The 12,855-nt window shown below is 39.0% G+C and carries 8 protein-coding genes; 7 read left to right on the forward strand and 1 reads right to left on the reverse strand.

Going from position 1 to position 12,855, the window contains the following annotated elements; translation table 11 throughout:
* The first annotated feature begins 6 nt into the window (after positions 1-6).
* The 7 genes from C0W29_RS20650 (at position 7) to C0W29_RS20680 (ending at position 10,497) form a co-directional block, all read left to right on the forward strand.
* Positions 7-1,089, forward strand: coding sequence for a FecCD family ABC transporter permease (locus C0W29_RS20650; protein ID WP_080895448.1), 1,083 nt, complete (start codon positions 7-9; stop codon positions 1,087-1,089).
* Positions 1,082-1,813, forward strand: coding sequence for an ABC transporter ATP-binding protein (locus C0W29_RS20655; protein ID WP_045045508.1), 732 nt, complete (start codon positions 1,082-1,084; stop codon positions 1,811-1,813). Before C0W29_RS20650 ends, C0W29_RS20655 begins: the two co-directional genes overlap by 8 nt.
* A 259-nt stretch (positions 1,814-2,072) precedes the next feature.
* Entirely contained in the window at positions 2,073-3,311 is a 1,239-nt protein-coding gene (locus tag C0W29_RS20660) for an exonuclease SbcCD subunit D C-terminal domain-containing protein (protein WP_045045509.1), read from the forward strand.
* Positions 3,312-3,316: 5 nt separating this feature from the next.
* Positions 3,317-7,114: an AAA family ATPase gene (locus C0W29_RS20665; protein ID WP_107174078.1), complete on the forward strand. Its 3,798-nt coding sequence runs from the start codon at positions 3,317-3,319 to the stop codon at positions 7,112-7,114.
* A gap of 178 nt (positions 7,115-7,292) precedes the next feature.
* Complete coding sequence (phoB, locus tag C0W29_RS20670; RefSeq protein ID WP_045043390.1) at positions 7,293-7,982, forward strand: phosphate regulon transcriptional regulator PhoB; 690 nt, start codon at positions 7,293-7,295, stop codon at positions 7,980-7,982.
* A 153-nt stretch (positions 7,983-8,135) separates the two neighbouring features.
* Complete coding sequence (gene phoR, locus C0W29_RS20675) at positions 8,136-9,470, forward strand: phosphate regulon sensor histidine kinase PhoR (RefSeq protein ID WP_045043391.1); 1,335 nt, start codon at positions 8,136-8,138, stop codon at positions 9,468-9,470.
* A 22-nt stretch (positions 9,471-9,492) separates the two neighbouring features.
* Complete coding sequence (locus C0W29_RS20680) at positions 9,493-10,497, forward strand: PstS family phosphate ABC transporter substrate-binding protein (protein WP_107174091.1); 1,005 nt, start codon at positions 9,493-9,495, stop codon at positions 10,495-10,497.
* 88 nt (positions 10,498-10,585) lie between these two features.
* Here C0W29_RS20680 and C0W29_RS20685 read toward each other — a convergent pair whose 3' ends face one another.
* Positions 10,586-12,745: an autotransporter domain-containing protein gene (locus tag C0W29_RS20685; RefSeq protein ID WP_045043392.1), complete on the reverse strand. Its 2,160-nt coding sequence runs from the start codon at positions 12,743-12,745 to the stop codon at positions 10,586-10,588.
* Positions 12,746-12,855 lie beyond the last annotated feature (110 nt).

The following is a 12,855-nucleotide window of genomic DNA, read 5'->3' on the forward strand; positions in this document are numbered from 1 at the left end:
ATTATTATGAACTCAAAGGATTATTCAGATATTCGAGTTGAATTAAATTCGAATAGTATTTTTTTAGTGAAAAAAAATAGTTATTTTATATTATTGGCTATGATGTCATTAATATTGATACTTACATTGATATTTGCATTATCAATGGGTAGGTACTCGATCAACTTTAGTACAATAATAAAGGTATTAATATCAAAATTAATCGATATTAATATTGATTGGAGTATTACAGAGCAACAAGTTATTGAGTCTGTTAGAATGCCGCGGATTTTAGTGGCTGGACTTTGCGGTGCTTCACTTGCACTAGGTGGTTCGGCATTACAAGGATTGTTTAGAAACCCTCTTGTTGGCCCACAAGTTATAGGCGTATCTTCTGGAGCCGCATTCGGTGGTGTTATTGCTATACTTCTTATGTTGCCAGATTTTTATATAGCTATTTTTGCTTTTTTATTTGGTGTAATTGCTTTGCTTGTTGCGATGATGATTGCTAAATCGGGAGGTGGAAAAAACGTTTTATCATTAGTACTTGCAGGTATTGTTACGTCAGCATTTTTTACATCGTTAGTATCTTTGGTTAAATATGTTGCAGATCCAAATAATACATTGCCGAGTATTGTTTATTGGCTAATGGGTTCTTTTAATGAATCACGCTATATAGATGTTATATATATATTACTGCCATTACTTACTGTTGGAATTATTATTTTCAAAATGCGATATGTTATTAATATATTGTCTCTTGGTGAAGAAGAAGCATCTTCTATGGGAGTGAATGTCAATTTGAGTCGATGGGTAATATTACTTTCAACAGCGATATTAATAGCCGCTTCTGTTTCTGTTAGTGGAATTATTGGTTGGGTTGGATTAATCATTCCTCACTTTGCACGTATGATTGTTGGTTCTAATCACGGTAAGCTTATTCCAATATCGATGTTTATTGGTGCAATATATTTAATACTGGTTGATGTTTTTGCTAGAACAATAAGTTACGGTGAAATTCCTATTGGGGTAATAACAGCCATATTTGGTGCACCTATTTTTGCTTGGTTATTATATAAAAGCCAATTAAGAGGCTGGCGACATGATTAAAGTTAGTAAAATTAGTTTTTGTTATCCCAATAGGCCAAAAAATATATTTGATGGACACTCTTTTGAATTAGATAAAAGTGAAGTTTTAGCTATATTGGGGCCAAATGGATCGGGTAAAACGACCTTAATAAAATGTTTATTAGGGTTATTACCAATTTCTGGGGGAGAAGTGAAAACTGTTGGAAAATGCTCGTATGTACCACAAAGTACATCGAGCCCATTCGATTATTGTGTTCGAGATATGGTTGTAATGGGAGCTAGTGGTCGAAATGGTTTTTTTGCGACACCATCGAAATTAGATAAAGAAAAAGCAGATGAAGCATTATTATCTGTCGGAATGTTAAAGTTTGCTAATGAGAGCTTTTGTTGTTTGAGTGGTGGTCAGCAGCAAATGATCTTGATTGCTAGAGCATTAGTTTCTCAACCTAATATTATGATCCTTGATGAGCCTACATCTGCACTAGATTACTTTAATCAAAATAAGGTGTTAACTACGATTAAGGAGGTAGCGAAAAAGGGCACTGCTGTGATTTTTTCAACTCATTGCCCACAACAAGCTTTACATGTTGCTGATAAAGTTCTTCTTGTTAGAAGAGAAGGCCCTAGTTTATTTGGTTTGAGTAAAAACATGTTAAATAAAGATAATCTCAGGCAGTTATACAATATTGATATTGCTAGAGGGGTATTACAAGATCAAGAGATTATTGCTCCAATATTTAGTTAAATTAATTTAGATAACTCTTACTATAGAGCCGCTAATAAACAGTGGCTTTATTTGTGCATACTTGCTAAAAAACTGACTTTTCCCACACTTATTATTTCAATTAATAAAATTTATTGCTAGTTTTCTCTAGTTAATTTTCCTACTCATTTGTCAAAAATAAAACTCTTGATAGCAGTGCAAGGCAGTGAAATTATGTGTGGTTTAGAGCTTCACACGGTACAATCAACAGATTATTACTGGCTTGGTAGCGCACTATATTATGAAGATTATCCATACCTCAGACTGGCATCTTGGGCATCAATTACATGGTTATAACCGTGACTATGAACATCAAGCATTCTTAGACTGGTTAGCAGATGAGCTTGAACAGCAACAAGCTGATGCTTTATTAGTGGCAGGAGATATTTTCGATAGCGCCAATCCACCGGCCAGTGCGTGGAGAATGTTATATCGCTTCCTTGCCCGACTCGCAAAAACATTACCGAAGTTAGATGTGGTGATGATAGGGGGTAACCATGATTCGCCAAGCAAATTGGATGCGCCGCATGAGTTATTAAAAGCGTTTGATTTGCATATGGTCGGCGGTATTCATCGTTTTGCCGATGGCACATTAGATGTTGAACGGATGTTGGTGCCATTAACCAATAAAGAAAAACAAACAGTTGCTTATGTGCTCGCAGTGCCATTTTTACGCAGTGCTGATTTGCGAACCGATAACCTTGACGATAGCGATGATCGCTTAATTAAAGGAGTGGAAGTGCTCTATAGCGAAATGACTCAAGCTGCTCGAACGCTGATGAATCCAGAGCAAGCAATGATTGGAATGGGTCACGCGTATATGGCATCTGGCAAGTTATCTGAAATGTCAGAACGTCGAGTATTAGGTGGCAATCAACACGCGCTGCCTGCGTCTATTTTTGCTGATGACATGAGTTATGTTGCCCTTGGACACCTCCATTTAGCTCAAAAAGTGGCGAAGAAAGATCATGTGCGTTACAGCGGCTCACCGATTCCATTATCGATGTCGGAGCGTAATTATAACCACCAAATTATAGCAGTAGAATTTGATGGCAATAACGTTAAAGCGATTGAAGAGATCAGTATTCCTCGCTGTGTCGATATGCTTAAAGTGCCAACAAAACCAGCACCGCTAGATGAAGTGTTAGCAGCATTGAAAGCCTTACCTGACGATGAGCTGCCACGTGAACAACAGCCCTTTTTAGAAGTGCATGTATTGCTTGATAAACCACAAGCCTTATTGCGTGAAAAAGTGCTGCAAGCATTAGAAGGCAAATCCGTTCGCCTTGCTAAAATTACGCCGCATTATAGCCAACGCGAGCAACAACATGGCTTACAGCATCGCCGTTTATCTGAGGTCTCGCCTCAGCAAGTATTTGCATTAAGTTGGAATAAGAAATTTGATGGCGAACCAACCGAAGCGATGACTGAAGCGTTTGAAACTCTGTTAACTCACGTTGAAGAACAAGAAGAGAGATAAAAATAATGAAAATCCTTGCGCTTCGTGGCGAAAATTTAGCGAGTTTACAAACCAAATTTGAGATTGATTTTGCTGGTGGCCGCTTAGCTGATGCTGGCTTGTTTGCAATCACGGGTAAAACCGGTGCGGGTAAATCAACTTTACTCGATGCGATTTGTTTAGCTTTGTATGATCGTATTCCTCGTTTGCAATCAAATAAAAAAAATGATGCTGAAATTGGCCGTGATGATGAAGATAACCGTATTAAAGCCAATGATGTCCGCAGTATTTTATCGCGCGGTAAGGGCGAAGGTTTTGCTGAGGTTGATTTTATTGCTAACGATGGCTCACATTGGCGCTCACATTGGCATGTTCGTCGTGCCCGTGGGCGCGCCGAAGGTAAAATTCAAGCCGCTGAACAATGGTTAGAAAACATTGAAACAGGGCAGCGATTTGCCGGTAAAAAACAAGAGTTGCAAGCCGAAATAGAAAAGTTGATTGGGTTAAGTTTTGATCAATTTCGTCGTGCAGTGATGTTGCCACAAGGCGAGTTCGCGGCATTTCTAAAAGCAGGGGCTGATGAACGTGCAGCGCTGTTAGAGCGTATGACTGGCGGTGAAATTTACGGTCGATTATCCATTGCTGCTTATGAACGTGCCAAAGATGAAAAGCTTAAATTGACGCAACTTCAAGGCAAGTTAGGTGATATCGCACTGCTAACTGATGAAGAGCGCGAAGCATTAAAGATTCAATTAGCATCTGCTCGTGAGCAAGTGAATAGTCAGCAACAACAGCTAGATCAACTAAAACAGCACCAAGATGTGTTGGTCAGTGCTGAAAAACTGACTCAACGTATTGCTGAAAGTGAACAGCAGTTAGTGCAAGCTAAGCAAGCCCAACAATTGGCTGCGCCACGTTATCTCCAACTTGAAAAATATGAGCAAGCGCTACCTGCGCGCAGTGATTTCAGCTTATTAACCCAAGCTAAACAGCAACTGGTTAAATGGACAGCCACTGAGCAGCAAACAGGTGCAACGTTAATTGACAAGCAGCAACAACAAAGCCAATTACAATTAAATACTCAGCACAGCCAGCAGCAATTAGTGCAAAAACAACAAGCATTTAATGAGCTTGAACCTAAACTAAAACAAGCGGCAAGCATTGAGCAAAAACGTGATGGTTTGCAGCAACAAAGCGCTGAGCTACAACAGCAGTTAGCTGGCTTAAATAAAGAACTCACTACCCAGCGCGAGCAACTAGTGAGTAAGCAAAAGCAACAGCAATCAGCACAATTACAACAGCAACAAGTGATGACTTCTGTTGCTGAAACTCAAGGGATTAAAGCCTTAGCAGAACAGCAAACAGCGATCAAAGATAACATCAGCCAGTTCCAACAAGCACAAGCCAAAGTTACACAATTACAAACCGACATTAAGCAGCGTCAAACGGCATTAGCGATAATTTCTGAGCAGAAAATTCAATTTGATCAACAGCTCTCAGCGCTTGATCAACAACAGCAGCAATTAAGCCAACAAACGGCTGAGCTAGATCTCAATGCATTAGAGCAATTACAAGATCAGCAACGTCAACACTATGGCGCTTATCAGCAACTGAGTAGTAAGCTCAAAGAGTGTCTATTCGGTTTGGATAAATGGCATGGATTGCTGCAGCAGCGCGATAAATCCCAGCTTCAGCACCAAGGTTTAGTGATCCATATTGCCAACAGTGAACAGCGTTTAACCGCCTTAGCACCTGAGCTGTTGCAATTAGTTACGCAACACAAAGAAGTGGAGTTGCAGTTAAACCAAAGCCGAGCCGTGATGAGCTTAACGGATTATCGTGAGCAGTTAGTGGAAGGAGAGCCTTGCCCACTATGTGGTGCGGCTGATCACCCTTATCAGCTGCATAATCCGCAAGTTGAAACCATTATTAGCCAGCAGCAACAACGATTACAGCAATTAGCGCAACAATTGCAAGATAGCCATGCAGAGCAGCGCCAGTTAGCCCAATCTATTGCGCAAGATAAGCTACGTCAAATCGAGCTTGAGCAAGATATATCAGGGCTCAATAATACCATTCAAGGCTTAGTCAATCAGCAGCAATGTCATTGGACAGATTTAATGGCAGCAGATTTGAATGCAATCACCTTAGCGGAAATTGTGTTATCAATCGAAAGTGATTTAGCTCAGCTTTCTCATTATCAAGCGAATTGGTCACAAGCGTTAGATGATGCATCCACTCAAATGCAGCAGATTAAAGTGCAGGGTGAACAGCGCAAGTTGATGATTGCAGATGTGAAGAAAAAACAGCTGCAATTACAGCAATTAACAAAACAAGAAGCAGACTTAAAAGAACAATGTTACCAGTTAACTCAGCAGCAAACCCAAGCGCAAGAGCAGCTTAATTCTTTTATTGCCCAAGCCGAAACCCAGCAAAAGGTGGTCAATGAACGCCAACAAGCGTTAATGGTCATTTATGGTAATGACGCATGGTTAAGTGCGTTAGCGCAGCAAGGACAAGCCGGCTTTATTGCTGCACTAGAACGACAAATTCAACAGTATCAAACAAATGTAGAACAACAACAGCAGCTTGAAAAACAACTGACAGAATTAGCGCCGATATTGGCAACGCTAGCTAACAGTGTTCAATATGCCGAGCAACAATCAAATGAGATGATGCTTAAAGTTAACCTTTTGATTGAGGAGCAACAAGCCTGTTGGCAGCAACGTGTTGAGCTTATCGGTGAGCAGCCGTTAGAGACTATTGAACGTGTAGCTAAAGTTGATATAGAACAGCAGCAGCAACAATACCAAAGCTTGCAAACACAACTCAATCAATTAGCTGAAGTAATTGCAGCTGAACAAGCAAAACAGCACAACGCGACCCAGCAGTTAGCTGAATCTGAAGCGGCGCAAGACAAGCAGCAACAAGTGTGGCAAACCTGGCTTGAAAAACTGGCTATAACTGAAACTGAATTAATTGCATTATTAAATAAAGATGAAACATGGTTACAGCACCAGCGCAGTGAACTCAAACAGCTACAGCAAACTGTATCTCAAGGCGAAACCATTGTTAAAGAAAGACAGCAAGCTAAGGTCGATTATCAGCCGACAGTTGAAGCGGCGGTGCTGTGGTTTAGCCAGCATGAGATCGCTGATGAGATCGCTAAACAGCAGCAATTATTGTTGCAGTGGCAAGCGGAAAAAGGGCAACTGGATGATCAGGTTTTCCAATTGCGTCAACGTTTAGTTCAAGCAGAACAAGCAGAACAACAAGCGGGGGATTTACGCACAGCATTAGTCACTCAACAAACGCAAACTGAACTTTGGATGGATATGAGCGATTTAATCGGTCAAGCAAATGGCAATAAATTCCGTACCTTGGCGCAAGGTTTAACATTGCAGCAGCTAGTGATTAATGCTAACCATCATCTGCAAGATCTTGCGCCGCGCTATGCATTGCAACCTGTTCCAGGAAGCCCATTAGCGTTACAAGTTATTGATCATGATATGGGTGATGAAGTACGCAGTGTTGAATCGTTATCTGGCGGGGAAAGTTTTCTGGTGTCACTGTCTTTAGCTCTGGCATTAGCCTCTTTGGCTGCAGATACTCGACAACTGGGTTCATTGTTTATTGATGAAGGTTTTGGCACCCTTGATCCCGATAGTTTAGAGATGGCATTAGCCTGTTTAGATGCGCTGCAAGCTGATGGGCGTCAAATTGGTGTGATCTCGCATGTTGGCACTTTAGTCGAGCGGATTGGGGTCCAAGTTGCAGTGGAAGCGATGGGAGGTGGTCGTAGTCAAATTGTCATTAAAGGGTAATAAGATTTACGGCAATCGCTAGGTTGTTTTTGTTGTAGTATCAATCGATAAGGCTGTTTTTAATGGTTGTTATTGGTTTTATTAAAACCAGCTTTATCTGTAAAAGTCACAAAAGTGTCATAATTTACACACATAATGACGCATGTCAGAGAAAACAAACGACTAGGTATATTTGATTATGGCAAGACGGATTCTTGTAGTAGAAGACGAAGCACCGATTCGCGAAATGTTGTGTTTTGTACTAGAGCAAAATGGATATCAAGCTATAGAAGCTGAAGATTACGATAGTGCATTAGAAAAAATGTGCGAGCCGTATCCTGAGTTGATCTTAATGGATTGGATGTTACCTGGGGGCTCTGGCATTAACTTGATTAAACATTTCAAGCGTGATGAACTGACTCGCCAAATTCCAGTAGTGATGTTAACTGCTCGCGGTGAAGAAGAGGATAAAGTACGTGGGCTGGAAGTGGGAGCGGATGATTACATCACCAAACCATTTTCACCTAAAGAGCTAATGGCGCGTTTGAAAGCCGTTATGCGCCGCGCTTCACCAACTGCTTTAGATGATGTGATTGATGTTCAAGGTTTAAAGTTAGATCCTGTTTCACATCGAGTAACCTCAGCTGATGAGCCGCTAGATATGGGGCCGACTGAGTTCAAGATGTTGCACTTTTTTATGACTCACCAAGAGCGGGTCTATAGCCGCGAGCAATTGCTGAATAATGTGTGGGGCACCAATGTTTATGTTGAAGATCGTACCGTTGATGTGCATATTCGTCGCTTACGTAAAGCGCTTGAAAATGGTGGTCACGATAAGATGATTCAAACGGTACGTGGCGCGGGATATCGCTTTTCAACCCGTATATAGATATCGCGTTGTGCTGACGCCAGCAATGGCAAACTATTAACCGTCATTGTTATCGTGAGACTACGATAACAATGACGGTTGTGTTGGTTTTATCGAATAGAAAAATAGCGTAACGGAACCATAGTACTCCTCCGTTGTTGCTAGGAGTAAAACGTGGTGGAAAGATTGACATGGAAAAGGCTGGTTGGGGAGCTGATATTATTCTATCTACCTTGGCTCGTGCTTGGCGCTATTTTTGGCTATCTACCGTGGTTTTTATTAATTGCCACTTGGATTCAACTCGGATGGCATTTTCATAACCAACTTAAAATGTCGAATTGGTTATGGAAAGATCGTAGCTTAACGCCACCTTCTGGTTCTGGCAGTTGGGAGCCTCTCTTTAATGGTATTTATCGTTTGCAGCAACGTAATCGTCGCCGTCGTAAAGAACTTACAACCTTAATCCGTCGTTTCCGTAATGGTGCTGAATCATTGCCTGATGCGGTCGTCGTATTTCGTAGTGAAGGCAACATTGTTTGGTGTAATAAATTAGCTCAGCAATTATTAGGCTTGCGTTGGCCTGATGATAGCGGCCAACCGATTAGCAACTTGCTACGTAGTCCTGATTTTGTGCGCTACTTATCCCGCCAAGCATTTGATACCCCATTAGAAATCACTTCACCAATGAATTATGATCGCACCTTAGAATTGCGGATCATGCGTTATACCGAAGGTGAATATCTGATGGCTGTGCGTGATGTGTCACAGTTAAAGCAATTGGAAGGCATGCGACGTAACTTTTTTGCCAATGTTTCCCATGAATTACGTACTCCAATGACGGTTTTACAGGGCTATCTTGAAATGGCACAAGATCCTGAAATGCTCATGGGGCCGATGTGGGATCGTGCTCATGGAGTCATGACTGAACAATTAGCAAGGATGAATGCATTAGTTGAGCAATTACTGACATTATCTAAAATTGAAGCTGCACCCACAATTGAACTTGAAGAAATAGTTGATGTGCCCGCAATGCTCGATATTTTAGAAAAAGAAGCGATGTCACTTAGTACTAATAAAGATCAATCGTTTACTTTTGAGGTTGATAATAGCTTAAAAGTGTTTGGTGATAATGATCAACTGCGAAGTGCGATTTCAAATTTGGTTTATAACGCGGTTAAACATACTCCCAATGATGCAGCAATCCATGTGCGTTGGTATCGTTCACCAACAGGGCCTCGATTAGAAGTTACGGATAGTGGTGAAGGTATTGCCGCGCAACATATTCATCGTTTAACCGAACGTTTTTATCGAGTTGATAAAGCCCGTTCGCGTGAAACTGGTGGTAGTGGTTTAGGACTAGCGATTGTTAAACATGCATTAAGTCATCATGATGCCCATTTAGAAATCGACAGTGAGCTTGATAAAGGCAGTACTTTCTCATTTACATTGCCAAATCGATTAGTGGCAGATACAGCACTACCTCATGCAGAAATCAATGATCATCAATAAAAGGTAAGGATACCTCATGCTAATGTCACCGCTAACGAAAATGATCACTATGACAATAAGTGGACTCACTTTGTGGAGTGCGATGGCATTAGTACCTGTTGTGGCCGCGACACCTGCTGCTGTCGTCGTGGATACCCAATTACAGCCTTACCATAAAGTGAGCGGTATCTCTGGCAATTTGTCTTCGGTTGGATCAGATACGTTAGCTAACCTAATGACCTATTGGACTGAAGCGTTTAAGCGCCAATATCCAAACGTTAATATTCAAATTCAAACGTCAGGTTCATCTACTGCCCCTACTGCGCTGGTGGAAGCGACGGCGCAATTAGGGCCGATGAGTCGCGAAATGAAAACCAAAGAAATTGAAGCGTTTGAGAAAGAATATGGTTATAAACCAACTGCAATTAAAGTTGCTGTTGATGCTTTAGCTGTGTTTGTACATGAAGATAATCCTCTTCAAGGCCTTAACTTTGAGCAGTTAGACGCGATATATTCGCGGACCTTACGCTGCGGCGCATTAGTGCCAATCACTCGTTGGGGCCAACTAGGGTTACCCAATAGCTGGCAACAGCGAGATATTCAATTATTTGGCCGTAACTCGGTATCCGGTACTTATGGCGATTTTAAAAAGCGCGCCTTATGTCGTGGTGATTTTCGTAATAACGTTAATGAACAACCGGGGTCTGCATCAGTAGTGCAATCAGTATCGACTTCGCTGAATGCGATTGGTTATTCAGGGATTGGCTATAAAACGACGGGTATTCGCGCTATTCCAGTGGCTCGTGAGGGCACGGATTATGTTGAAGCCACCGTTGAAAACTCGATCAATGGTAACTATCCGTTATCGCGCTATTTGTATCTGTATATCAATAAACATCCCAACAAAGCCCTCGCCCCGATGGAGCAAGAGTTTTTACGGTTTATTTTATCGAGTGATGGTCAGAATATTGTGCAAAAAGATGGTTATATTCCATTACCCGTTACGATTGTAAATGAAAATATGGTTAAGTTGGGGCTTAAAGATTAATTGCTATGTTAAGGCTACTGATAAGATTAGATCTTATTATCGCCTTAACATAATTTACTAAAACACGCGGAACCTTCTGATTTTACAATCAAAAACTATATCTGTATGCAATTAACTCATTGAGATTATGATGGTCATAAATGACATCTGCATACACATTAGATTGGTCTGAAACTTTCACATTTAACCCAGCAGTCACATTAAGCCAAGTCTTATCATCTTTTACCTGCGCAAATTGACTAACATTAATATCTGTTGCAGTAATGTTATGGCTCTTGTTGAATTTATTATAAACACTAAGTTGAATAAATGGTTGATATAAATATTTACTTTGGAAATCACGGTTTATATTAATACCAACTCGGCCAATAATATTATTTTGCTTAACCGAATTCATTTTTGTGTCAGACTCATAGCCCACTAAATTATAACTATTTTGGCTATAGTTTTGATAAATTAGTTGAGTTTGAGGGATGATATTAATCTTGTGATACTTGAATAAATATCCAGTTTCAATTGAAGATGTGAATATTTTAGAGTCAAAAGATTCAGTTTCATTTGAAATTGTAGGGTTAATTTTAGATTTGTATAACCCAAAACCATTCACAAAATCAAAATAATAGTTAGGCTTTTTGATTGTGGTGTAGTTATAGACGCTTATAGCATTAGTATTATTTACTTCGCTATTATATGAAAAATCTAATTTCCCTAGATTTAACATTAAACCAGAATCAATGTGCTTATTACTATTGTTGTTGTTATAAAATGTATACCCTAATGTTAATGTATTGCTCGATAGTTGACCATCATTAATCTTTTGTTTTTTCGAATTATATTTCACCCAAACATCATGCTTTGAGGTGTTAATAAATGATCCCTGACGTTGATATAAACTGCCTGTATTTGATAATGAGTAATCTGATAGTGCTAATGGTGTGTAAACATTAATATAGTTAACTTTATTTAGTGTAGACTGAAGATAGTAATCATTATCAATATTTTTTAAGTTATAAACTAATATCCCTCGATTAATAGGTTTAGTCATAGTTATATGATGATTTGAAGATAGATTTTCATTATTAATGATTTTGATACCATTACCAAGAGTATTTCTACCTGTTTTTCCTAATCCACTAAAGTCTAATTTTAAATTTCCAGATATACCGTGCTTAACATTAATTAAATCAGTTGAAAAGTTGTTTAAATTGGACGAGATTTTAACCGTATAGTCACCAGAAATAGAGTTTGAATTTAATGTAACTGGCTTTTTACTTGGAAATGAAATGGTGTTGTTATTATTGTTACTTATAATGTTTGAAATGGTTGATGTTCCATTAACATTAATTAATGAACCATTTAATGTTACTGTATCAGATTTTGAACCTGAATTAGCATTCAAGGTGCTGTTTGTTAAAGTATTTTTACCATTCATTGAGTTGTTGTTATTTATGATGCTATTATTAGTTGCAGTAACATTAGAAATAACGCCACCAGTATTAACATTGATAATACTGTGATGGCTTTCAATATCATTAATAGCACCTTTATTATTTGAGTTTATGGTGCTATCAGTACTTTTTATTTTATTTATATATCCAGAATTAGTTACATTTATAAGGCTATGATTTTCAGCGGTTACATTGTTTTGTGTTCCACCTTTCTTAGATTGAAGTCCAACATAATCATAACTACGATTGAATTTTGAATTTGAAGATACGACTGGTGAATATGTATATTCTCTTCCTCCTGCGGTGTTTACTGAGTTAGAAACAGAGCCATAATATTCATTAAGTATCCCTCCCTCATTAATTGTACCTTCTGTAACAGAGTTAATACCTGTCCATAAATTCCCCCCCTTTAATAGGTGAGTATTAGTGGCATAGGCTTTATTTTTAGTTAATTGCTCAGATAAAGGTTTATCAACCCAATGACCATTTTTATATTCTTGATTTCTATTCTCACCTATATTTAAAAAACCATTATTCCCAATGGTGGCATTATTTGACTTAGCATCTCCATTAACGTAAAAATAAGCTCCCATGCCTGAGGCTGAATTAGTTGTACCTTCGGCTATAGTTTTATTTGCCACAGCATTATCAGTTATCGATAATTTACCATTAGGCATGATAATTACATTACTTAATAGGTCACTTCCGCCATAGTTTGTATTGCTAGTTTTAGATGTGATCGTAATGTCATTAATAGCAGATAAGTTGGGGAGTTGATTTGAATTAAAATCTGAAATCATGATACACCTTATAATAAGACCGAATAAAATTGAAATATATCATTGTCTGGTAGAATTAATTTATTAAAAAATGGATATTTTAATTACGGTTTTAATATATAAGTATATGT

The sequence above is a fragment of the Photobacterium kishitanii genome, assembly GCF_003026355.1.
GTDB lineage: Bacteria > Pseudomonadota > Gammaproteobacteria > Enterobacterales > Vibrionaceae > Photobacterium > Photobacterium kishitanii.

Excerpts from the sequence above, each read along its gene's own strand:
- C0W29_RS20650 (WP_080895448.1), top strand. The coding sequence starts at position 7 with ATGAACTCAAAGGATTATTCAGATATTCGAGTTGAATTAAATTCGAAT.
- C0W29_RS20655 (WP_045045508.1), top strand. The coding sequence starts at position 1,082 with ATGATTAAAGTTAGTAAAATTAGTTTTTGTTATCCCAATAGGCCAAAA.
- C0W29_RS20660 (WP_045045509.1), top strand. The coding sequence starts at position 2,073 with ATGAAGATTATCCATACCTCAGACTGGCATCTTGGGCATCAATTACAT.
- C0W29_RS20665 (WP_107174078.1), top strand. The coding sequence starts at position 3,317 with ATGAAAATCCTTGCGCTTCGTGGCGAAAATTTAGCGAGTTTACAAACC.
- phoB (WP_045043390.1), top strand. The coding sequence starts at position 7,293 with ATGGCAAGACGGATTCTTGTAGTAGAAGACGAAGCACCGATTCGCGAA.
- C0W29_RS20680 (WP_107174091.1), top strand. The coding sequence starts at position 9,493 with ATGTCACCGCTAACGAAAATGATCACTATGACAATAAGTGGACTCACT.
- C0W29_RS20685 (WP_045043392.1), bottom strand. The coding sequence starts at position 12,745 with ATGATTTCAGATTTTAATTCAAATCAACTCCCCAACTTATCTGCTATT.